This is a genomic window from Mesorhizobium sp. P3_A10, from assembly GCF_056403175.1.
Genome location: NZ_JBFUFZ010000002.1, coordinates 681,335 through 703,410 on the forward strand (window position 1 = coordinate 681,335; position 22,076 = coordinate 703,410).

The 22,076-nt window shown below is 61.4% G+C and carries 22 protein-coding genes and 1 tRNA gene; 9 read left to right on the forward strand and 14 right to left on the reverse strand.

Going from position 1 to position 22,076, the window contains the following annotated elements; translation table 11 throughout:
• Positions 1–95: 95 nt before the first annotated feature.
• The 6 genes from acpS to rpoZ form a co-directional block, all read right to left on the reverse strand.
• Complete coding sequence (acpS, locus tag AC1DXU_RS10165; protein WP_477316364.1) at positions 96–509, reverse strand: holo-ACP synthase; 414 nt, start codon at positions 507–509, stop codon at positions 96–98.
• Positions 506–1,090, reverse strand: a complete 585-nt coding sequence (locus AC1DXU_RS10170; protein WP_477316362.1) for a DUF2062 domain-containing protein — start codon at positions 1,088–1,090, stop codon at positions 506–508. The genes acpS and AC1DXU_RS10170 overlap by 4 nt, the downstream gene beginning before the upstream one ends.
• A 263-nt stretch (positions 1,091–1,353) precedes the next feature.
• Positions 1,354–1,743, reverse strand: coding sequence for a VOC family protein (locus tag AC1DXU_RS10175; protein ID WP_477316360.1), 390 nt, complete (start codon positions 1,741–1,743; stop codon positions 1,354–1,356).
• A 5-nt stretch (positions 1,744–1,748) separates the two neighbouring features.
• Positions 1,749–2,327 (reverse strand): orotate phosphoribosyltransferase, encoded by a 579-nt coding sequence (gene pyrE / locus AC1DXU_RS10180; RefSeq protein WP_477316358.1) that lies wholly within the window; start codon positions 2,325–2,327, stop codon positions 1,749–1,751.
• Between the two features lie 82 nt (positions 2,328–2,409).
• On the reverse strand, positions 2,410–4,638 hold the full coding sequence (locus tag AC1DXU_RS10185; RefSeq protein ID WP_477316356.1) for a RelA/SpoT family protein: 2,229 nt from the start codon (positions 4,636–4,638) through the stop codon (positions 2,410–2,412).
• A 126-nt stretch (positions 4,639–4,764) separates the two neighbouring features.
• Positions 4,765–5,166 carry a DNA-directed RNA polymerase subunit omega gene (rpoZ, locus tag AC1DXU_RS10190; RefSeq protein WP_454588394.1) on the reverse strand — a complete coding sequence of 134 codons (402 nt, stop codon included), beginning with the start codon at positions 5,164–5,166 and terminating at the stop codon, positions 4,765–4,767.
• A gap of 331 nt (positions 5,167–5,497) precedes the next feature.
• On the opposite strand from rpoZ, the gene AC1DXU_RS10195 reads away from it, so the two are divergent.
• Together AC1DXU_RS10195 and AC1DXU_RS10200 are read left to right on the forward strand one after the other, a co-directional pair.
• Entirely contained in the window at positions 5,498–6,079 is a 582-nt protein-coding gene (locus AC1DXU_RS10195) for a LabA-like NYN domain-containing protein (protein ID WP_477316354.1), read from the forward strand.
• Positions 6,080–6,090: 11 nt separating this feature from the next.
• On the forward strand, positions 6,091–6,747 hold the full coding sequence (locus AC1DXU_RS10200) for a uracil-DNA glycosylase (protein ID WP_477367699.1): 657 nt from the start codon (positions 6,091–6,093) through the stop codon (positions 6,745–6,747).
• A 20-nt stretch (positions 6,748–6,767) separates the two neighbouring features.
• Here AC1DXU_RS10200 and AC1DXU_RS10205 read toward each other — a convergent pair whose 3' ends face one another.
• On the reverse strand, positions 6,768–7,781 hold the full coding sequence (locus AC1DXU_RS10205) for a zinc-binding alcohol dehydrogenase family protein (protein ID WP_477368926.1): 1,014 nt from the start codon (positions 7,779–7,781) through the stop codon (positions 6,768–6,770).
• 96 nt (positions 7,782–7,877) lie between these two features.
• On the opposite strand from AC1DXU_RS10205, the gene AC1DXU_RS10210 reads away from it, so the two are divergent.
• Positions 7,878–8,237: a winged helix-turn-helix transcriptional regulator gene (locus tag AC1DXU_RS10210; protein WP_477367702.1), complete on the forward strand. Its 360-nt coding sequence runs from the start codon at positions 7,878–7,880 to the stop codon at positions 8,235–8,237.
• A gap of 16 nt (positions 8,238–8,253) precedes the next feature.
• On the opposite strand, the gene AC1DXU_RS10215 is transcribed toward AC1DXU_RS10210, so the two are convergent.
• The gene (locus AC1DXU_RS10215) at positions 8,254–8,727 is read right to left on the reverse strand and encodes an Lrp/AsnC family transcriptional regulator (protein ID WP_023727560.1); all 474 of its coding nucleotides are present in this window, start codon (positions 8,725–8,727) and stop codon (positions 8,254–8,256) included.
• 139 nt (positions 8,728–8,866) lie between these two features.
• Between AC1DXU_RS10215 and AC1DXU_RS10220 the strand changes: the two genes are divergently transcribed.
• Positions 8,867–9,778, forward strand: a complete 912-nt coding sequence (locus tag AC1DXU_RS10220) for a DMT family transporter (protein ID WP_477367705.1) — start codon at positions 8,867–8,869, stop codon at positions 9,776–9,778.
• A gap of 1 nt (position 9,779) precedes the next feature.
• Here AC1DXU_RS10220 and AC1DXU_RS10225 read toward each other — a convergent pair whose 3' ends face one another.
• The 3 genes from AC1DXU_RS10225 to dapA form a co-directional block, all read right to left on the reverse strand.
• The gene (locus tag AC1DXU_RS10225) at positions 9,780–10,520 is read right to left on the reverse strand and encodes a glycoside hydrolase family 25 protein (protein ID WP_477367708.1); all 741 of its coding nucleotides are present in this window, start codon (positions 10,518–10,520) and stop codon (positions 9,780–9,782) included.
• A gap of 100 nt (positions 10,521–10,620) precedes the next feature.
• Positions 10,621–11,100 carry an SsrA-binding protein SmpB gene (gene smpB, locus AC1DXU_RS10230; RefSeq protein WP_477367711.1) on the reverse strand — a complete coding sequence of 160 codons (480 nt, stop codon included), beginning with the start codon at positions 11,098–11,100 and terminating at the stop codon, positions 10,621–10,623.
• Between the two features lie 25 nt (positions 11,101–11,125).
• Positions 11,126–12,007, reverse strand: coding sequence for a 4-hydroxy-tetrahydrodipicolinate synthase (gene dapA, locus AC1DXU_RS10235; protein ID WP_477367714.1), 882 nt, complete (start codon positions 12,005–12,007; stop codon positions 11,126–11,128).
• 291 nt (positions 12,008–12,298) lie between these two features.
• On the opposite strand from dapA, the gene AC1DXU_RS10240 reads away from it, so the two are divergent.
• Complete coding sequence (locus tag AC1DXU_RS10240; protein ID WP_477367716.1) at positions 12,299–14,341, forward strand: lytic transglycosylase domain-containing protein; 2,043 nt, start codon at positions 12,299–12,301, stop codon at positions 14,339–14,341.
• Positions 14,342–14,451: 110 nt separating this feature from the next.
• Positions 14,452–15,351 (forward strand): alpha/beta fold hydrolase, encoded by a 900-nt coding sequence (locus AC1DXU_RS10245; RefSeq protein WP_477367719.1) that lies wholly within the window; start codon positions 14,452–14,454, stop codon positions 15,349–15,351.
• A gap of 58 nt (positions 15,352–15,409) precedes the next feature.
• Here AC1DXU_RS10245 and AC1DXU_RS10250 read toward each other — a convergent pair whose 3' ends face one another.
• Together AC1DXU_RS10250 and AC1DXU_RS10255 are read right to left on the reverse strand one after the other, a co-directional pair.
• Positions 15,410–16,432, reverse strand: coding sequence for a tyrosine-type recombinase/integrase (locus tag AC1DXU_RS10250; RefSeq protein ID WP_477368928.1), 1,023 nt, complete (start codon positions 16,430–16,432; stop codon positions 15,410–15,412).
• A gap of 287 nt (positions 16,433–16,719) precedes the next feature.
• Entirely contained in the window at positions 16,720–17,868 is a 1,149-nt protein-coding gene (locus tag AC1DXU_RS10255; protein WP_477367722.1) for a porin, read from the reverse strand.
• Positions 17,869–18,319: 451 nt separating this feature from the next.
• On the opposite strand from AC1DXU_RS10255, the gene AC1DXU_RS10260 reads away from it, so the two are divergent.
• From AC1DXU_RS10260 to AC1DXU_RS10270, 3 genes are all read left to right on the forward strand, one after another.
• Positions 18,320–18,410 (forward strand) — tRNA-Ser (locus tag AC1DXU_RS10260).
• 92 nt (positions 18,411–18,502) lie between these two features.
• Positions 18,503–18,763, forward strand: coding sequence for a GIY-YIG nuclease family protein (locus AC1DXU_RS10265; protein ID WP_477367725.1), 261 nt, complete (start codon positions 18,503–18,505; stop codon positions 18,761–18,763).
• 89 nt (positions 18,764–18,852) lie between these two features.
• The gene (locus tag AC1DXU_RS10270; RefSeq protein WP_477367728.1) at positions 18,853–20,031 is read left to right on the forward strand and encodes a porin; all 1,179 of its coding nucleotides are present in this window, start codon (positions 18,853–18,855) and stop codon (positions 20,029–20,031) included.
• Positions 20,032–20,361: 330 nt separating this feature from the next.
• On the opposite strand, the gene AC1DXU_RS10275 is transcribed toward AC1DXU_RS10270, so the two are convergent.
• Positions 20,362–22,053 carry a tetratricopeptide repeat-containing sulfotransferase family protein gene (locus AC1DXU_RS10275; RefSeq protein ID WP_477367731.1) on the reverse strand — a complete coding sequence of 564 codons (1,692 nt, stop codon included), beginning with the start codon at positions 22,051–22,053 and terminating at the stop codon, positions 20,362–20,364.
• Positions 22,054–22,076 lie beyond the last annotated feature (23 nt).

Consider the following 22,076-nt stretch of genomic DNA (forward strand, 5'->3'; position numbering starts at 1 on the left):
TCGTCCTCGATTGTGCGTTGGTTGGTATAGAGTCTCGGCGCGCGCTGGGCAACGTCATGCCAGCGTTAGTTATTATCGCCGGTCGTCAGATGCAATCAATGTGGCGCTTCTTCGACGGGCAGCGCCTCGATGATCACAAAGGCTTGAGCGAGCGGAAAATCGTCGGTGATTGTCAGGTGAATCGCCGCGCGGTGCCCTTTCGGCAGGATCTTGTCCAGCCGTACTGCGGCACCACCCGTCAGCGCCATGGTCGGCTTGCCGCTGGCCAGGTTGACGACACCCATGTCGCGCCAGAACACGCCTTGCGCCAGACCGGTACCAAGCGCCTTGGCACAGGCCTCCTTGGCGGCGAAGCGTTTGGCGTAGGAGGCCGCGCGCGCCCTGCGGTTCTCGGAGCGGGCTTGCTCGACCTCGGTGTAGATGCGCTGGATGAAGCGCTGGCCATGACGCTCCAGCGACTTCTCGATGCGCCTGATATCGATCAGGTCGCTGCCGATGCCGATGATCATTCCGCGGGAACTTCCCGTCCGGTCTGGGCGGCCTTTTCGGCCTTTGCGGCCAGCCGCTTGCGCCTTTGTTCGCGGAAGGTGGTCATGCCCCAACGGGTGATGCCGTAGAAAATGAGCCCGAAGATCAGTCCGAGCGGCACCGCGCCGATCAGCATCGGCTCCAGCACTGGATGCCACAACTTGGCGAAGGATAGCGTGTGCATCATTTCGCCAAGATGCTCGGGCGGTCCGTGCTTGGGCAGGCGCTCATGCAGGATCAGCTTGCCGGTCTCCCAGGACGCGCCCCACAGCAGCGGGAAGGTCAGCGGATTGCCGAAGAACACGGCGCCGAGGGCTGCCGCCACCAGGTTTCCTGCGATAATCCAGCAAAGCACGAATGCAATGGCAAAATGGAAACCCACCGGAAAGAACGAGGCGAACACGCCGGCCGCGACACCGGCCGCCACGGCGTGCGGCGTGGCCTTCAGCCGTAGGATGCGCTTGGAAAAATACTGCAGCGAGCGCGAAAACGAGCGGCGCGGCCACAGATAGGTACGCACCCGCTCGAAAAGACCATCAGGCTTGCGGCGTCGAAAAAGCACTCTGTTCCCGTTCCCGGTTTACCAACACCACCATACCCAGCCATTTCGGGCTAGGCGCAACGGCAGCCATATCTTGCGCTTTGCTGTCGCCAGAAGGCAACAACGACTTTGATATAGCTATGCGCAGACCGAAGAACAACGGCGGACCATGGCGCGACAGGCGCTGCCGCTGCCTTCAAAAGCCGGGCGTTGCCGTCTCCAAAGCGACGCAATCGCGGCGGATTTGAGGTGGGCATCACTCTCGCCATCGGCGATTGGAACGTTCACCTCTTGCCAGGTTGGTACTCGCCGACCTCGACAAGGTTGCCGTCGGGGTCGCGAAAATAGACCGACATCATCGGGCCTCGCGCACCGATCCGCTCGACCGGGCCGACTTCAACGGCGACGCCATTGACCGCCAGGCTGGCGCAGATTTCGGAGAGCGGCCGGGCGGCGACGAGGCAGAAATCCCCGGAGCCGGGCGTCGGTGCCTTGGCCTTTGGCTCGAAGGTGCGCCCGACCTCATGCAAATTGATCTTCTGCGCTCCAAACAGCAACGCTGTCGGTCGGTTCGGCTCGTCGAGGCGCTTGAGGCCGAGCACACGCCGGTAGAAGTCGCAGCTGTCATCGACGGAGCGGACCGTCAGCACGAAATGGTCGATGCCGGCGATCATGTTGGTCAGATGTTGCGGCTGCCGGGCTTGATGGCCGGTATGGCGGCGAGTTCCGGCGGCAGCCTGTCGGCCGGATAGGCCGGAACCTCGTATTCGGCAAGCGCGATCAGCGGCACGCCGACATTGGTCTTGCCAGCCGAGCGGTCGATGATGCAAGCGGCGGCCACAACCTCGGCGCCAAGCTCGCGCAGACATTCGATGGTCTCGCGGATCGACAGGCCGGTGGTGACGATGTCCTCGACGATGACGACGCGCGCGCCCCTGGCGATCTCGAAGCGGCGGAGCCTGAACTCGCCCCCTTCCCGCTCGACCCAGATCGCCGGTACGCCGAGATGGCGTGAGGTTTCGTAAGCCGGGATCAGCCCGCCGATCGCCGGGCCGACGACATAGTCGATCTTGCCGGGCACGGTGGCGCTGATCTTTGCGGCAAGCGCCTTGCAGAGGCGCTCGGTCTTGTCGGCATGCATGAATACCCGCGCCTTCTGCAGGAAGACCGGGCTGCGCAGACCAGACGTCAAGATGAAATGTCCCTCGAGAACGGCGCCGGCCTCGCGGAAAATACCCAGCACTTCATCGGTGTTCATCGCTGCCTTGTCCCCCAAGCCGTTAGTCTCGTTTGACCATGATCTTGTCCAAAAACCGGTTCCCACTTTTTGGGATCATGGTCTAGCCGTTGACGCGCCGCGCATCGCTGACGCTCGAATTGTCCTTGAGCTGCGACAGCAGCCGGTTCAGGTGCTTCAGATCCCAAACTTCGAGATCGATCAGCATTTCGGTGAAATCGGGCGCGGTGCGCACCATCGACAATGTATGGATGTTGGCGTCGTTGGAGGCAACGACCTGGGCGATGTCGGCCAGCGAACCCGGCGCATTGATGGCGGTGACCGAGACGCGCGCCGGAAACCGCTCCTTGGTGCGCTCGTCAATGTCCCAGCGCACGTCGATCCAGCGCTCGGGCTGGTCGTCAAAGGCCTGCAGGGCCGGCGACTGGATCGGATAGATGGTGATGCCGGTTCCCGGCTGCACGATGCCGACGATGCGGTCGCCGGGCACGGCTCCTTCCGGCGCGAAGCGCACCGGCAGGTCGCCGCGCACGCCGCGAATCGGCACGGCGCCGTCCTTCGGCTGGTCCTTATCCTTGCGCGCGGCACGGCCCGGAATCTGGAACAGCATGCCGGCGGCGTTGCGGATCTTCGACCAGCCCTCCTCGCGCTGCTTGGGCGCGGCCAGCGTCACGCGCTCGTCCTTGAAGTCTGGGAAGACCGCCTTCATCACATCGGTGGAGGCAAGTTCGCCGCGGCCGACCGAGGCCAGCACATCCTCGATATCCTTGCGCGCCAGCCGATGCAGCACAGGCTTTAGGTTTTCCTTGGTGAAGGTCTTGCCGGCCCGCTCGAAGGCGCGCTCCAGAATGCGGGCGCCGAGGCCCGAATACTGCTTGCGGATGGCATTCTTGGTGGCGCGGCGGATGGCCGAGCGCGCCTTGCCGGTGACGACGACCGATTCCCACGCCGCCGGCGGCACCTGTGCCTTGGAGCGGATGATCTCGACCTCGTCGCCGTTCTTCAGTTCGGTCATCAGTGGCATGATGCGGCCATTGACCTTAGCGCCGACGCAGGTGTCGCCGACATCGGTGTGCACGGCATAGGCAAAGTCGATTGGGGTGGCGCCGCGCGGCAGCGCGATCAGCAGGCCCTTGGGCGTAAAACAGAACACCTGGTCCTGGAACAGTTCCAGCTTGGTGTTTTCGAGGAAATCCTCGGGATTGTCGCCTTCGGCGAGCTGTTCGATGGTGCGCCGCAGCCATGCATAGGCGTTGGTCTCCTTCGAGATCGCGTGCGCAGTGCCATTGGTCTTACCGCCGGTGTCCTTGTAGATCGAATGCGCGGCGACGCCGTATTCGGCGATCTTGTTCATCTGGTGGGTGCGGATCTGCAGTTCGACGCGCTGGCGCGACGGGCCGACGATGGTGGTGTGGATCGAGCGGTAGTCGTTCTGCTTCGGCGTCGAGATGTAGTCCTTGAAGCGGCCTGGCACCATCGACCAGGTGGTGTGGATGGCGCCGAGCGCGCGGTAGCAGTCCTCGGTCGACTCGACGACGACGCGGAAGCCAAAGATGTCGGACAGCTGCTCGAAGGACAGCGCCTTGGCCTCCATCTTGCGGAACACCGACCACGGCTTCTTCTGGCGGCTTTTCACGCCGGCCTTGATCGCATGCTTTTCAAACAGCGTGGACAGTGACTTCTCGATCTCGGACAGCACGTCCTTGTTGCGCTCGAAGATTTCGGCCAGCCGCGCAGTGACGGCGCGGTAGGCTTCCGGATTGATGAAGCGGAAGGCGATCTCCTCCAGCTCCTCGCGCATGCCTTGCATGCCCATGCGCCCCGCCAGCGGCGCATAGATATCCATTGTCTCCTCGGCGATGCGCAGGCGCTTGGCCTCGGGCATGTGGTCGAGGGTGCGCATGTTGTGCAGGCGGTCGGCGAGCTTGACCAACAGCACGCGGACATCCTCAGAGATCGCCAGCAACAGCTTGCGCAGGTTCTCCGCCTGCTCGGCCTTCTTAGAGACAAGGTCGAGCTTCTTCAGCTTGGTCAGGCCTTCGACCAGCTTGCCCATTTCCGGGCCGAACAGATCGTCGATCTCGGCTCGCGTCGCCGTGGTGTCCTCGATCGTGTCGTGCAGCAAGGCAACGGCGATCGTCGCCTCGTCCATGTGCATTTCGGTGAGGATGGCGGCGACTTCGAGCGGATGCGAGAAATAGGGGTCGCCGGAGGCGCGTTTCTGGTGGCCATGCTTCTGCATGGCATAGACATAGGCCTTGTTGAGCAGCGCCTCGTTGACGTCAGGCTTGTAGCGCTGGACGCGCTCGACAAGCTCATACTGACGCATCATGGGCAGGATCTCTCAGGGCTGAAATGGAACATGCGCCGCACTTGTGTACGGCGCATGTCATAGATAGCCACGAAACGGACGATACGGAAGTGCCGGAGATTGTTCCAGCGACCAGATCGAAAGCTCTTAGTAGTCGTCGCTCTTTTCCGGGGGGACGAGGCCCTCGATGCCGGCCAGCAAATCCTCTTCGGTCATGCGATCGAAGGTGACGTTGTCCTCGGCGTCGTCGGCGTCGGTTGCCGCAACAGCGCCGCCGGTCTGGTCGGCAATCGCCTCGCCGTCGGCTTCCGGCTCGTCGACCTCGACATGCTTCTGCAGCGAGTGGATCAGGTCTTCCTTGAGGTCGTCCGGCGACAGTGTCTCGTCGGCGATCTCGCGCAGCGCCACGACCGGGTTCTTGTCGTTGTCACGCGGCACGGTGATCGGCGCGCCCTGGCTGATCTGACGGGCGCGATGACCGGCCAAAAGCACCAGTTCGAAGCGGTTGTCGACCTTGTCGATGCAATCTTCAACGGTTACGCGGGCCATGGATTGCCCCTTTCATGCGATGGATTTGATGGAAAACAGGCGCGGTCCTTAACCTGAACGCCGCCAAAATACAAGCTTCATGGCGAGGAGGGCTCTGGAGCCGGTCAATGCCGGCTCCGCTGCCGGGTCGATAGCTCACCGGCAGTGCGGTCTCCTGCGACGATACGGCGTCGATCACAATTGCTTGCAGTGCGGCAACACACCTTGGATTGCCGTAAAACTGGCGCTATCTCGGATGAAGAAAGCTCAGCCGGTTTATTAAAAGCCGAGCGATAGTCACTCACGCATTTTCGTTTAGACGGCCGCTTATTGCGAAAAAGGGATATTTTCCATGTTCGACCCCCGTGAAAAAATCGCTCTTTTCATCGACGGCGCCAATCTTTACGCGACCTCGCGAGCGCTCGGCTTCGACATCGATTACCGCAAGCTGCTGTCGAGCTTCCAGAAGCGCGGCTATCTGCTGCGCGCCTACTACTACACGGCGCTGGTCGAGGATCAGGAATACTCCTCGATCCGGCCGCTGATCGACTGGCTCGACTATAACGGCTTCAAGGTGGTGACCAAGCCGGCCAAGGAATTCACCGACTCGACCGGCCGCCGCAAGATCAAGGGCAATATGGACATCGAGCTGACCGTCGATGCGCTGGAGCTTGCCGATGTCGTCGACCACTATGTCATCTTCTCCGGCGATGGCGATTTCCGCACGCTGGTCGAGGCGCTGCAGCGGCGCGGGCGCAAGGTTTCGGTGGTTTCGACCATGGCCTCGCAGCCGCCAATGATCTCCGACGATCTGCGCCGCCAGGCCGACCATTTCATCGACCTGATGACGCTGAAGAACGAGGTTGGCCGCGATCCGTCCGAACGGCCGGTGCGCCGGCCCGAGCCGGCCGAGGCCGAAGAGGACGATTATTGACGGCGGCGGCGTTGACCGCCCCTGCCGCCTCCGAACCCGGCCGCGACTGCCCGCTCTGCCCGCGGCTGCATGATTTCATCGCCGATTGGCGGCTGCGCGAACCGTCCTGGTTCAATGCGCCGGTACCGACCTTCCTGCCGCCCCAGGGCGAGGATGCCGTCAAGCTTTTGATCGTCGGGCTGGCGCCCGGCCTGCGCGGTGCGAACCGGACCGGGCGCCCGTTCACCGGCGACTATGCCGGCGACCTGCTCTACTCCACATTGATCGCGCACGGTTTTGCGCGCGGCGAGTTCAAGGCGCGGCCGGATGACGGGCTTGAGCTTGTCGGCACGGCGATCACCAATGCGGTGCGCTGCGTGCCGCCGGAGAACAAGCCGGTTGGTGCGGAGATTGCCACCTGCCGAACGTTCCTGGTGCCGACGATCGCACGCTTTCCCAATCTGCGCGCCGTGCTGGCGCTGGGCTCCATCGCTCACCAGTCGACGGTCAGGGCGCTGGGTGGGCGCGTCGCCGCCTACCCGTTCAAGCATGGCGGACAGCTGCAAGCCGGCGGCATCACGCTGTTTTCCAGCTATCACTGCTCCCGCTACAACACCAACACCGGCGTGCTGACGGAAGCGATGTTCGTCAATGTTTTTAGCCAGATAGAAGCTTTCCTGCAGAGCTAAGTCGGGCTGGCGACCTCGCGTCAGAAGCCTTCGAGGACAATCTTACCCTTGGCCTTGCCGGTCTCGATCAGTGCATGGGCGCGCTTCAGATTGGCGGCGTTGATTGGGCCGAATGTCTCGCCCAAGGTGGTGCGGATGGTACCGGCGTCGACAAGCCGTGCCAGTTCGTTCAGATGCTCACCCTGCGCGGCCATATCCTGCGTCTCGAACAGCGAGCGGGTGAACATCAGTTCCCAATGGACCGAAACGCTCTTGCGCTTGAACGGATTGATATCGAGCGTCTGGGGATCGTCGATCAAGCCGAAACGGCCCTGCGGCGCGATCAGTTCGACGATCGCGGCCAGGTGCTTGTCGGTGTTCGTGGTCGAGAACACAAAGGCCGGTGCGCCGATGCCGAGGGCAGCGATTTCTGCAGCCAGCGGTCTGGAATGGTCGATGACATGATGGGCGCCAAGCCCGAGCACCCAGTCGCGCGTCTCCGGCCGTGAAGCCGTGGCAATCACCGTCAGATCGGCCAGCTGGCGCGCAAGCTGGACCGCAATCGAACCGACGCCGCCGGCGCCGCCGATGATCAGGATGGCGTTTGTGGCGCCCGGAACAGGCTTCTTCACATCAAGGCGGTCGAACAGCGCCTCGAAGGCAGTGATCGCCGTCAGCGGCAGTGCTGCCGCCTGCGCATAGTCGAGCGAGCCGGGCTTGCGGCCGACAAGGCGCTCGTCGACAAGGTGGAATTCGGCATTGGTGCCTTGCGGCGTGAGCGCACCGGAATAGAAGACATCGTCGTCGCGCTTGAACAGGCTGGCGTCCGGACCGGTGCCGACGACCTGGCCGGCAGCGTCCCAACCGAGCACGCGCCAGCTCCCGGCTTCGGGTCTGGCGCTTCGCCGGATCTTGGTGTCGACCGGATTGACCGAGATCGCCTTCACCTCGACCAGCAGTTGACGGCCCTTCGGCTCCGGCTTGGGCAGGTCGATATCGACAAGGGAGGCCTCATCGGTGATGGGGGCTGGGTTTTGATAGCCGACGGCGCGCATCTTCTTCTCCATGTTGTCTGGGATAGAGATGCCGTCTACGATCACCATGCGCAAGAATGCACATATAAAGCACATAGTGTCGAAAAGGATACCGTCATGCCGCGCATTCGCCATGAGCGATTTGATTGCAGCCCCGGCTGCACCGTGGAGGGAACGCTGCGCTATATCGACGGAAAGTGGAAAGGCGTCGTGCTTTACCATCTGTTCGAGGGCACGATGCGCTTCAACGAAATTCGCCGGCGCATCCCGAACTGCACGCAGCGCATGCTGACCAACCAGCTTCGCGAACTGGAGACGGATGGGCTCATCGGCCGCAAGGTTTATGCACAGGTGCCGCCGAAGGTGGAATACAGCCTGACGCCGCGTGGCAGGAGCCTGGAGCCGGTGATCACTGCCCTGAAGGTCTGGGGCGACGCGAATGTGACGCTGGCGCCGGAGGTTTCTCAAGCCGCCTGACTTCAGTCGACCCGTCTCACACCGGCAGCAGCGCGTCGGGCTTCACGTCCGATATCGACGCATAGGTGTGCGTTTCCCTGACACCTGGCAGCGGCAGGATCACGCGCTTCAAAAAATCCTGATAGGCGGCCATCTCGGAAATGCGCGCCTTGACCAGATAGTCAAAACCGCCAACGACCATATGGCATTCCAGCACTTCAGGGGCTTTCGCCACCGCCTCAGCGAAACGGTCAAACACATGCGGCGCCGCCTGGTCGAGCCTGACTTCGATGAAGACGAGCGTGCCGCGGCCGATCTTTTGCGGATTGAGCACAGCTCTGACCGCGGTGATGAAACCGTCCCGGAACAGGCGCTTCACCCGCTGGCTGGTGCCGGTCGGCGACAGGCCGACGCGGGCTGCGAGATCGAGCGTGGTGCGACGCCCGTCCTCCTGCAGCAGCCGCAGCAAGCTACGGTCGATGGCATCTAGTTGATCGGATTCATGATTCACGCTCGCGGTGCCTCTGTTGTGTGAATTTCACTTTCCTATCGCGAAAACAGCATATTTTGTCACACCATTTTCAACAATAGGGTGCGCTTCCAACGAAAGCCGTCCGGAGAAAAAGCCTCCGCTGGCAGGATCGAGCGGGATGAGCATGCGCGCGACAGAGAACCGAAACACGAAGCCGGCAATCCTTGCCGGCATGGCCATGATCGGCATCTACGCCGTGCAGTTCGTCGCAGCCCGCTTCAGCCTGCGGGAGCATCTGACGGCGACGGATCTCGCGACCTTGCGCTTTGTCGGGGCCGGCATGGTCATGCTGCCCGTGGTCTGGCGCATTGGCCTGGCTGATATCAAGGCGTTGGGCTGGCGGCGCGCGCTGACGCTGGCGGCACTGGCAGGGCTGCCCTACCCGATCATCATCAACTGGGGCCTGACCTATGCGCCTGCCGCGCATGGCGCAGCACTATGCCCGGCGTCAATCGTTTTCTTCTCATTCGTGCTGTCACACATCGCCACGACGGACAAGGCCTCACGCCAGCGAACCATCGGCGTCGCCGCCATCATCGCCGGGCTGATCCTGTTCATTGCGCCGGCACGCACCGACAGCGCCATGAAGGATGTCCTCTTCGGCGATCTTCTGTTCATCGGATCAGGCATGATGTTTGCAGCCTATGCCGTTCTTGTACGGCGCTGGCGCGTCGATCCGGTCACAGCGACCACAACGGTCGTGCTCTTGTCATGCGTGCCGCTGCCTCTGCTCTATATCTTTGCCCCAAGCGGCCTCCGCGAAGCGTCAGTGGCCGAAATCGCCAGCCAGATCGTCATTCAAGGGTTTTTGGCCGGTGCGGCCGCCATGTTCCTCTATACCTATGTCGTCCGACAGCTGGGATCGCAGACGGCATCGCTGTTCATGCCATGCGTGCCGATCGCAACGGTCATCATTGCCGTGACGGTACTTGGCGAAACGCCGACCGCGACCCAGTTCGCCGCCATCCTGATCATGGCTGCGGGGATGGCCTTTTCGGCTGTTTCCAGACCTGCGGCCAAAGCAGCCTGATTCAGGGCGAAGGAGGCGTTTGCGGAGAGACCTGTCCGGGCGCGGCAAACAGCTCGGCCAGCGTTTGCTGGCCTCCCTGCAGGACATTGAGATCGACATCACCCTCGATGCCGTCGACGCGGCCCATATTATGGTACTGCCAGTAGATCCAGCCGTCCTCGCTCGGTTTGATCGCCAGCGAGCGCAGCCAGCGCTGACGCACAGCTATCTGTCCAAGATACGCCTCCTCGGCCTCGTCGGTCAGGTAGATGATCGCCGGCTTGCCGAACGCAGCTTCAACCGGCCCGAGGAAGGCCTGCAGTTCGGCGCTCAGCTGTTGCGGCGACGGCCGTTGCGGGCAGTTGCCGCCGAATTCAATGTCGACCACCGGCGGCAGCAGTGGCTGATCATGCGGCACGACCGCGATGAAATTGCGCGCCTGGTCGGCGCCCGGCCGGCAGAAGGTGAAGAAGTGGTAGGCGCCGACCGCAAGGCCGGCGGCGCGCGCCTCACGTAGGTTTTTGGCGAAGGCATCGTCGACATGGTCGCCGCCCTCGGTCGCCTTGATGACGGCGAAGGCGACATCGTCGGCGGCGACGCGCCGCCAGTCGATCTCGCCCTGATGGTGGGAAACGTCGATGCCCCTGATCGGATATCTGTAGCGGTCCGGAGAAAAGGAGTGGAAGTAAAGAAGGCCGCCTGCGGCGACGAGACCCGCGAAAACCAGGCTGGCCGCAGCCCAGAGGACCAACCGTTTCTTCAAGATTATCCCTTTAGGGCTCCCGGCCCTTCGCTATGGCTCCGGGCGTTCGTCGCTCGAAAAGCCAAATCGTTGGCTTTTCGTCCGCTTCGCGGACCACTCCTCACCCGCGTTCCTTCATAAGCCGGCCCTTCTCACGCGACCAGTCGCGCTGCTTTTCGGACTCGCGCTTGTCGTGCAGTTTCTTGCCGCGGCCGACGGCGAGCAGCAGCTTGGCGCGGCCCTGGTCGTTGAAATAGATCTTTAGTGGCACCAGCGTCATGCCTTCGCGCTCGATGCTCTGCGCCAATTTTGCCATTTCGCGCTTGTTGAGCAGCAGCTTGCGCCGCCGCCTAGGCTCATGGTTGAAGCGGTTGGCCTGCAGATATTCCGGCAGATAGGAATTGATCAGCCAGATCTCGCCGCCCTCAACCGAGGCGTAGCTGTCCTGGATGTTGGCCTGGCCCTGGCGCAGCGACTTGACCTCGGTGCCGGTCAGCACCAGGCCGGTCTCGATCGTGTCGAGCACCTCATAGGAAAACCGCGCCTTGCGGTTTTCCGCAACGGTCTTGTTGTTGGGATCGGCTTTTCTGACTTGATTCATGATGTGGAGAGGTGGCGCCTCATCCCTAATTTATCAAGCCGGCGTGCTTCAAAGCCGCATCGATCTTCTCGGCAGTCGATGCCTCGATCGTCACCAGCGGGGAGCGCACCACGTTCTCGACCTTGCCCAGCTTCGACAGCGCATATTTGGCGCCACACAGGCCCGGCTCGATGAAAATCGCCTTGTGCAGCGGCAGCAGACGGTCCTGCAACTCCAGCGCCTTGACGCTGTCGCCGGACAGCGTCGCCTCCTGGAATTCGGCGCAGAGCCGCGGCGCGACATTCGATGTCACCGAGATGCAGCCGACGCCGCCATGGGCGTTGAAGCCGAGCGCCGAAGCATCCTCGCCCGAAAGCTGGATGAAATCCTTGCCGCAAGTGGCGCGCTGTTCGGACACACGCTCGACCTTGCCGGTGGCATCCTTGACACCGACGATGTTCTTGAAGTCGTGCGCCAGCTGGCCCATCGTCTCCGGGCTCATGTCGATCACCGAGCGCGGCGGGATGTTGTAGATGATGATCGGCAGGCTGGTCGCCTTGGCGACCGCGGCGAAATGCGCATAGAGGCCACGCTGCGTCGGCTTGTTGTAGTAGGGCGTGACGACGAGTGCGGCGTCGGCGCCTGCCTTTTCGGCATACTGGACCAGCCCTACCGCCTCTTCGGTGTTGTTGGAGCCGGCGCCGGCGACGACCGGAACCCGGCCCTTGGCCACCTCGATGCAGACCTTGACGACCTGGCGATGCTCGTCATGCGACAGCGTCGGCGACTCGCCGGTGGTGCCAACCGGAACAAGACCGGTCGTGCCTTCGGCGAGTTGCCATTCGACAAACGCGCGAAAGGCTTTCTCGTCGAAACGCCCGCTCTTTTCGAACGGTGTCACGAGCGCAGTAAGCGAGCCTCTCAGCATGTCGTCCAACTCCTTGGGACTTCTTGGTTTCTTGCATGTCGTTGTCCCAAAACCGGTATCCACTTTTTGGGCGACATGCATCGGTGTTTTGTCGTGCGCCTTCTAGCCGAAAGCGAAGCGGCGCACCATAGTCTCGACATGGTTGCGCGGCAAGCATTGCAATGATGCCAGCAAGCGCAATTCGAACGGCCTCGATAACCTTTTGTTTACGAGCCCTTCACGACCTAAGTTTAGGCTTCGAGGCATCTCGGCCTGCTGGTAAAATGGCAGCATAGGGAAGACGTCAAGATCATGCCGGTCAATCGGCCTCACCTTTTCGCGCTGCTTGGCGCCACGCTCGCGCTGATGCCGGGCATGGCGGACGGCGGCGGCGTCGATGTGCAGGTGACGTCGGCCATTCCGATGCCAGGCCTGCAGGATAGCGGCCCGCAGGACGCGGCGGCCTCGCCTTCCCCCAGCGTCGGGATACTAAAGAGTGGTCTCGACGCGCTGGCGGCAAACGACATTCCCGCCGCGCGTGCGGTGCGCGAGGCCTTGCCCGCCAATTCGCTCGACCGCCACATCCTGGCCTGGGCGATCGCGCTCTATGGCGGCAACCAGGTGCCGAGCGGCGATATTGCGGACGCCGCAAAGATGCTGCCCAACTGGCCAGGCACGATCGCCTTGCGCAAGAACAGCGAGCGCGCGCTCTACCGCGAGAATCCCTCGCCGCAGACCGTAGTGCAGGCCTTCGACGGCAGCCAGCCGCTGACTTTAGAGGGTGTGGTGATCCTCGCCCGCTCCTATGTGGCACTCGGCAACGCCAAGGCGGCGCGCTCGGTGCTGTCGCCGTTCTGGCGCACCGAGCTGCTGGAGGCCAGTGATGAAACGGCGGTCATCAAGGAATTCGGCAAGCTGATCCCGGTTGCCGACCACCGTTTCCGCATGGAGCGCATGTTCTATGCCGACCGGGTGAATTCGGCGCTGCGCGTCGCGGGCCTCGCCGGCGCCCAGCCGTTGGCCGATGCCTGGGCGGCGGCGGACAAAGGCGACAAGAACGCGGCCAAATTGCTGAAGGCGGTGCCGGCCGCACAGCGTTCGGCCGGCTATTTCTTCGCGCAGGCCGAATATCTGCGCAAGCAGGACAAGTTTTCCGACGCCGCCGCGGTGGTGATGAAGGCGCCTACGGACCGTGAAGCGCTGGTCGATCCGGACGCCTGGTGGGTGGAACGCCGGGTGCTTTCGCGCGAACTGGTCGACCAGGGCGACATGAAGACCGCCTACAGAATAGTCGCCGCGCACGCCGCTGAAAGTGCCGCCAATGCCGCGGAGGCGGAGTTCCATGCCGGCTGGTATGCGCTGCGCGGGCTGAACGACGCCAACACCGCTGCCACGCATTTCGCGCGGATCGCCGATCTCGCCCAGGGACCGATGACACTGTCGCGCGCCTACTACTGGCTTGGCCGCGCGGCCGAAGTCGGCGGTCCCGGCAATGCGAAGGCGTATTTCACCCGTGCCGCCGCCTACGGCACGACCTTTTATGGTCAGCTCTCAGCCGAGCGTGTTGGCCTGCGCACCCTCAATATCGCCTATCCCTCGCCCAGTGCCGCCGATCGCCAGAATTTCGACAACCGTGAGGCCGTCAGCGCCATCAAACGGCTGCAGGAGGCAGGCTACGACCGCTATGCCGATACGCTCTACCGCGACCTCGCCGCGCAATTGACCAGTCCCGGAGAACTGGCGTTGCTCGCCGTTCTGGCGGAAAAGCAGGGCAATCATTTCCTGGCGCTGAAAGTCGGCAAGATCGCCGGCGCGCGCGGCATCGATGTCGGCGCGCTGTCGCATCCGTTGGGCGTCATTCCCGATTCGGCCAATATTTCCGGCTCGGGCAAGGCGCTGGCCTATGCGATCGCCCGCCAGGAAAGCGAGTTCAACATCGGCGCGGTCTCCAGCGCCGGCGCGCGCGGGCTGTTGCAACTGATGCCGGGGACCGCCAGGCAATTGGCCAAGCAGGCCGGAATGACCTTTTCGCAGACACGGCTGACCACCGACGCCGGCTACAACGCGACTTTGGGCGCCGCCTTCCTCGGCGAGCAGCTCGATCGCTTCAATGGCTCCTATGTGCTGACCTTCGCCGGCTACAATGCCGGCCCCAACCGCGCCAGCCAGTGGGTGGCGAAATATGGCGACCCGCGCGGCAAGGACATCGACGCGGTCGTCGACTGGATCGAGCGGATTCCCTACACGGAAACAAGAAGTTACGTGCAGCGCGTTATGGAGAATTACGAGGTCTACAAGATGCGTATTTCAGGCAAATACGACATCGTCGGGGATCTGGTGAACGGCCGGAGCTGAGGCTTTCCCTTCCTTTACCCCTTGCGGGTGAAGGCAAAACCTCGCCCATTTGACGATCCCACCCTCACCCGCTAGCTGTCTGCGTCAATCCAGCGAGGGACGGCAATCTGATGGCGGGCGACGAAGGTTTCTCCGACTTCTTCTATGCTGCGCCCGATGGGCTTAGGCTCCATGCGCGCGTCTACGGCGAAGCGAACTCCGGACATTGGCCGGTCGTCTGCCTGCCTGGCCTGACGCGCAACGCTCGCGACTTTCACGAACTGGCGCTGTACCTCTCGACGCAATCGGAAAGACCGCGAAAGATCGTTGCCTTCGATTACCGCGGCCGCGGCCAATCCGCCTACGACCCGGATACCAGCCATTACAATGTCGGTGTCGAAGCGGGCGATATCCTCGCCGGGCTGGCGGCGCTCAACATCGCGGAAGCGGCCTTCATCGGCACGTCGCGCGGCGGGCTGATCATCCATGTGCTCGGCGCGATGCAGCCGGCCGTGCTGAAGGCCATCGTTCTCAACGACATCGGCCCGGTGATCGAGGCGGATGGACTTGCCCATATCCGTTCCTATCTCGATCCGGCGCCAAAGCCGAAAACGCGTGCCGAGGCGGTCAGCGCCCAGCGCGGCGCGCATGGCAGCGATTTTCCCGCGCTGACCGAGGCGGATTGGGAGCGGATGGTGTCGGCGCTTTACCGCGAGACGGATCATGGGCTGATGCCGGATTTCGACCCGCGGCTGCTCGAGACACTGGCGGGCCTTGACCTCAGCAAGCCATTGCCGGATCTGTGGCCGCAGTTCGAGGCGCTGGCGGCCGTACCACTGCTTGCCATACGCGGCGCCAATTCGAGACTGCTGTCGGCCGAAACGATCCGGGAGATGGGCAGGCGCCATTCCGGTATGGAAGCGATCACCGTCTACGGCCAGGGCCACGCGCCATTCCTGGAGACAGACAGCCTGCCCGGCGCCATCGCGGCTTTTCTGGACCGTGCGGAAAACGCAGCTCAAACAAAGTAAACCCCAAGATCAAAACCGATCCCGGGGTCGCCATTACAGTATAAGAAGGCCTGCCGAACTATTTGGCTTTCGAGCTTTTCCTGGGCGCCTTCGCAGCCTTGGCTTCGGCCGCTTCGCCCTTTTGCGCAGGCGCCGAAGGCGTGGTCAGCGGGGATGAGAAGGCCGAGCTTTTTGCGTCGCAGGTCAGCCCTTCGCCGCGCGGCGTCTCCAGCACGACGACGCAGCCGTCGAGATCGTTGGTGGCCAGGTGCGCGTAGCGCATGGTCATCGACAGCGTCTGGTGGCCGAGCCACATCTGCACGCGCCTGATGTCGATGCCGCCCTGGACAAGACGCGAGGCGCAAGTGTGGCGCAAAATATGCGGCACCACCTGATCGTCGGCGCCAAGGCCGACTTCGGCTTTCGCATCGTTCCAGATGGCTCGGAACTGCGCCTGGCTGAGTTTGGTGAACGGACCTTTGGGCCGGCGGCCTTCGGCGACCGGCAGCTTGATGACCTCTTTTACCCGTTCGGTCATCGGAATGGTGCGGCTGCGGCCGGACTTGGTGATCCAGAAGGAGACGCGATGTTCCTGGATGTCGTTCCAGATCAGTCCGAGCGCCTCGCCGAGGCGGCAGCCGGTGTCGACGAGGAAGACGGAGAGACGGTAAGCATCCTCGCTGCGGTTTTTGATGGCAGCGAACAACCGCGCCTCTTCGTCCCTTTCCAGGAAACGAATCCGTCCCGCCCGCTCCTTCTGGCGGCGGAACTCGGGCAGGCTGTGGATATCTCCCATCTTGTGAGCCTTGCGCAGCAGTTTGCTGAGGGCAGCCATCTTCCGGTTGATGGTTGCGTTGCTGTTACCGCGCTGGCGCAAGGTTCCGATAAGGTTATCGAGGGTGCTTTGGTCAAAGGCGCTGAAACGCTCGCCGAGGAGAATCTCGTCTATTTCGCCGATGAAAGAACTGACATTGTATTTATGCCGCCCATCATCCCAAAGTATGTCACGGTACGCTGAAAATAATTCTCCGACCCTATGCGACTTAACTTCTCGTATCTTGTTGTAGCTGTATCTTATCTTCGAATTTTGAGAAGAAAACATCGAAAACTGATCGGAGGGTTCTCCCTCTTGAATCGCTTCGTTCGTCATTAATCGCCACACCCCCGAGTGGATAGATCAGACCTATCCGCTTGGAAGCGTCCTTTCAAGAGATTTGATCACGCAGTCGTGATTTCATCCACCATCGGTGGATCCCACGAAATCAGCCTGCGGACTGTTCAGCTACCCGAACCCCCTTCTCCTTCTCACTGCCATGGCCAAGCCACGAAAACAAAACAGCCCGGGCGTTGATGCGCCCGGGCTGAATTTCACCTGTAAGGAACCAGCCCTTAGAACGAGCGCTGGAAGCGGAGGATGCCGCCGACGCCATCTTCGCTGGCATGCCAGTCGCTGTCGGCCTTGTTGAAGTAGTCAACTTCGGCCGTGACAGTGAAGCCCGGGACAACATCGTAAGCAATGTTGGCAGCCAGACCAAAGGTCTTGCCGTCGTCATACGATGCCTGGACATTGAACGAGGTCTTTTCGTTGATGGTGTAAGTGCCACCACCCCAGATTGCCCAGCTGCCGTCCCAATTCTTGAAGAAGTTGTGGCCGTTATTCGGATCGGCAAAGTCGGAGTCACTGCCGTAGCCGCCGATGATGAACAGCGACAGGTTCTGCATCGGAGTCACGTCCAAGCGAGCCTTGCCGGCCCACGCTTCGTAGTTGCTGTCATAGGCGGCAACTGCGGTGATTGCACCCCAGCCCTGCGTGTACTTCACGCCGCCGACGACATGCGGAACGTAGCTGTCGATGGAGTAGTCGCCTTCGCCCTCTTCGAGCGAAACCACGGCCGAGAAGCCGTTGCCAGCGTCGAAGTAGTACTGGATGACGTTGGTGTCGAAATCGCCGTAGGGGACGAGCGTATCGTCGATGACGTTGCCGGCATAGCCGATGAACGTATTGAAGGCCGATTCGTCCTTACCGACGCGCAGGCCACCGAGCTGGATCCAGGCAAAGTTCAGCGAGGGTGTCTTGTTGACCGCCCGCCATGCACCATTGTCGACCAGCACATCAGGCGTGAGCGGATCGTTGTCGGTATCCGAAAGCGACTGCGAGCTGCCCGAGCTGTTGCCGAAGTTGAAGCGGGTCTCGGTGAAGGTCTTCAAGGTGCCGAGTTCGGTTTCCTGGCCGGTCCAGGTCTTCAGCGTGAAGCGGGCATTCTTGTGATAGGTGTCGTGGAAACCATCGCCCAGGTGATCCGGAACGTCCTGGATGCCTTCGCGGTCACCCACGCCGATGTCGTAACGGACAAAGCCGCCGATGCGCAGGCAGGTCTCGGTGCCGGGGATGTAGAAGTAGCCCGAGCCGTAGACGTCGCAGATCTTGACGTATTCAGCGGGTTCCGGCTCGGCGACGACGACGGCGTCGGCGGCGCGCGCACCGGAAACTGCGATCAGGGCCGCAGCGGAGCCGAGAAGAAGGCTCTTGATGTTCATTTTCTGACCTCCAGTCAAAAGTTAAAAAACGGGTCTGGGTATTCTTTGCTGAAGGACAGCGTTCCCTGCCCCATCCCCACTACTGAAAAAGATGCGCACCGCGCCGCTCCTTCGAACTCGACATTACCCATGAGGCGGCGGCGTTCAACCACGATCGTACCGGCGAAAGGTCTGTGCGGGCGCTATCCCCATGCGTTGTTGCACAAATGACACGATTTGGCCTCAGTCAGAAAGCTCTCATTAACCTTCAGGCCCCTTGCAGCCCTTGCTTTCAGGCCGAATCCGGCGATGGGCCGCCAAAATTACGGCCAGGTTCCGAGTCGCCGGCCAGGGAATTGCCGCAGAATCGCCGCATGGCGAAGGCGGGGTTTCGGCAGACGCCGGTTTTTTCAATGATAATGGCGCCGGCTTGTTGATTGTGCCGACGCTTTTCTTTATCCAGCGGCGCAACGGAGAGGTGGCCGAGTGGTCGAAGGCGCTCCCCTGCTAAGGGAGTAGAGGTCAAAAGCTTCTCGTGGGTTCGAATCCCATCCTCTCCGCCACCCTACGCCTGCGGGCTTCGGGTGGCAGGCCACCCGAAACCRCAAGCGGGCGTAGGGTGTCGCCCGAAGCTACGATGTAGCGTAGGGGGACCATGTGGTACGTCTATTTCCTGCAACTCCATAACGGCGATGTCTATGTCGGATCGACAAATGACCTTCGACGCCGTTTCGAATCGCACCGATCGGGCCATGTGACGTCGACGAAGGCTTATCTGCCTGTCACCTTGAAGGCCTACATTGGGATTGAAACCAAGGCCAACGCACGGCAACTCGAGCGATATTTCAAGACCGGATCAGGCAAGGCCTTCGCGAGCAAGCGGTTTTGGCCGACAGAGCCAGCTGGCCGCTCATAAGGCTTATCTATTTGAAATAAAACAGCAAAGCAGAACAGTGGACTGTTTTTCATCGACCTCCGCCTCCGATTCTGACTGGAGGTCAGAAAATGAACATCAAGAGCCTTCTTCTCGGCTCCGCTGCGGCCCTGATCGCAGTTTCCGGTGCGCGCGCCGCCGACGCCGTCGTCGTCGCCGAGCCGGAACCCGCTGAATACGTCAAGATCTGCGACGTCTACGGCTCGGGCTACTTCTACATCCCCGGCACCGAAACCTGCCTGCGCATCGGCGGCTATATCCGTTACGACATCGGCGGTGGCGACGTCGGCTCGTTCGACGGTGCGAAGTCCGGCGACCACGAGGACGGCGACGAGCAGAGCACATGGTACAAGCATGCACGCTTCACGCTGAAGACCTGGACCGGCCAGGAAACCGAACTCGGCACCTTGAAGACCTACACCGAGACCCGCTTCAACTACGGCAACAGCCAAAACTACGCCACCGTCAATAACAATGGTACTCCGCTTGATGCCACTGACGATTTCTTCAACCCCAATGCAGCCGGCAACAGCGGCGTTTCGCTGAACTTCGCCTGGATCCAGCTCGGTGGTCTGCGCGTCGGTAAGGACGAATCGGCCTTCAATACGTTCATCGGCTACGCCGGCAACGTCATCAACGATACGCTGGTTCCCTACGGCGACTTCGACACCAACGTCATCCAGTACTATTTCGACGCTGGCAACGGCTTCTCGGCCGTTCTCTCGCTCGAAGAAGGCTCGGGCGTCGTCGGCACGATCGACAGCTACGTTCCGCATGTCGTCGGCGGCGTGAAGTACACGCAGGGCTGGGGCGCCATCACCGGCGTCATCGCTTATGACAGCAACTACGAGGAAGTGGCCGGCAAGGTTCGCCTGGACATCACCCCGATGCAGAACCTGTCGCTGTTCATCATGGGCGGCTACGGCACCGACGACAATCTGACGGATCCGACCTGGGCAACCCCGGCCGGCGGCCGCGGCTTCTACAAGCAGTGGAGCGGCAACTGGGCAGTCTGGGGTGGTGGCACCTACACCATCAACCAGAAGACCTCGTTCAACACCCAGCTCTCCTATGACGAAGGCAAGAACTTCGGCGCCGCGGCGAACATTGCCTACGACATCGTTCCCGGCTTCACGGTCACGGCGGAAGTCGACTACCTGCACCTTGGCGACGATACCGTCTCCAACTGGACCAATGCCGACAAGAAAAACAGCGTCGGAGGCCTCCTCCGCTTCCAGCGCTCGTTCTGATCAGCGCCTGATCTGAGCACCATAGAACCCGGCGGGCAACCGCCGGGTTTTTGTCGAAGGTGGTATGACTGCCACTTCATGCGCTATGCCGCGATGCCGCGATGCCGCGCATCCTTCCACCGCGAAACAGGGATCGCCGACAGTTTGATTCTTCGTCGCCCAGGCCCTACAAAACTGGTTTGGCACTGGCGCCATGATTTATCCGGCTGGACCGCCACACTTCCAGCTTCCTAGCATCGCTGTAAGGGCAAAAGGCCGCGATCGAGCTACCTCTGCAGGCTTATGACGCCGCACCATTCGACATTGGCCACACGCAGCGTGGATACCTGTTCAAAGCTCAGCCAGATCGCCCAAGGCATCGATCAACGGCTGCAGTCTAGTTTCATAATTCTTCCAGTGCTTGACAGCCGATTTATAGATCGGCTGTCGAACTTGCCAGCGGCTGAGCGTTCTCACAGACCCGGCCCTGTCGAAGAAACGAAGGCAGGCATCGTCCCAGGTCAAGCCGAGGTGGTCTATCAAGCGGCGTGATTGCCCTTCCTGGTCCGAAACGAGATCCTCGTAGCGATTTTCGAAAATGCGGCCTGGGAAAATAGCCTGCCAATGACGCATGAGACGATCATATTCACGATAGTACAACCCAAGGTGCCTAAGATCAGAGGAATAATTGTGGCCTTTTTTGAGATTTGCAGTGAAGCACGAGAAGCAATTATCGATCGCGTCGCGCCTGCAATGAATAATTCGAGCGTTGGGGAAGAGAATTGCGATAAGGCCGACCAGCTCGAAATTGTGCGGCATCTTGTCGACAATATGCGATTCCGCAGACGCATACAGGTGCAGGTTAGCAAGATATTCTTCGGCCAACGCTTGCGATTGCTGCGCCGTCATCGACTTGATCGACTGTCCAAAGCCTTGTACCGGCTCCCCCTTCAGATCGTTTGCGTCCGCTATGCGTCCCAGTTTGGTAAGTTCTCCAGCTCCGTGAACGCTGGGATGGCTTGCACAAATCTGTTCTGTCAGGGTCGTACCCGAACGGGGCATTCCCAGCACGAATACGGGGACCTCGGACGGGCTTCCATAATCCGCCCTGGCCGCCAGAAACTCCGCATCGAACAGGCTGATGATGGAATCGACCCGCTTGCGATAGGTATCGATGTCGAAGTCATAAGGCTTGAGTTTCTTGGCCTGCGTGAAATGATCCATCGCGTCATCGTAGCGCCCAAGATCATTCAGGACCTTGCCTGCCGCAAGGTGAAGCTCGGGCGGCGGCTTGTTGGCGGAACCCGCCAGGTTATGGAGTTCGTCCAGGATGGATTTAAGTTCAGGCGGCTCGGCGGAAAATTTTCGGATGTGCACAAAGGCATAGTAGGCCCCAGGCACATCCACACGCCGGGCGATGGTTTCTTTTAGGTAGGCTGTTGCCTCGTCCATCCGTCCGAGGCTCACAAGCGTATTCGCCAAGCCCATCCGAGCGAGCGGATGATCGGGACTGATCTCCAGCCCTTTCTCGTAGATAGCCAAAGCCATGTCGGCCTTGTCAAATTTGGCATAGGCCTTTCCAAGTCCGCAAAGAGCCTCCATCAGATCGGGCTTTAGGTCGCAAGTGCGCTGCAAATGCTTGATCGCCAGCGGGTAATCACCGACCGTCAGATAGGCGTCGCCCAGACTGAGCTGATAGTATGGATTTTCTGGCTCTTGGGCGGCCGCGCGCGCGAAATATCTGATAGCCAGTTCATCGTCGAAACCGAGCCCCAGCGTGCCGAGAATATACAGAGCAAGTGGGTAATTTGGCGTTCTCGCCAGAACGCGATGGCACAGTTCCTCCGCTTCGGGGAAGCGGTCGGCTTTCTGCAGCTCGAGTGCCTGCCTCAGCACCATGTCGTCGGCTTGCGCGCGCGACGGTTGCATTTTCGGCTGTACTGCTGGTGCAGGTGCGGCCTTTATCGGCACAGGCTTAGCCCGTATCGGCGCAGGCGTAGCCTTTAGATGCTTGGCCCAGGCGGGCGGCAGACGATTGTTCATCGGGCCTCGCTAGCAAAAAGAAC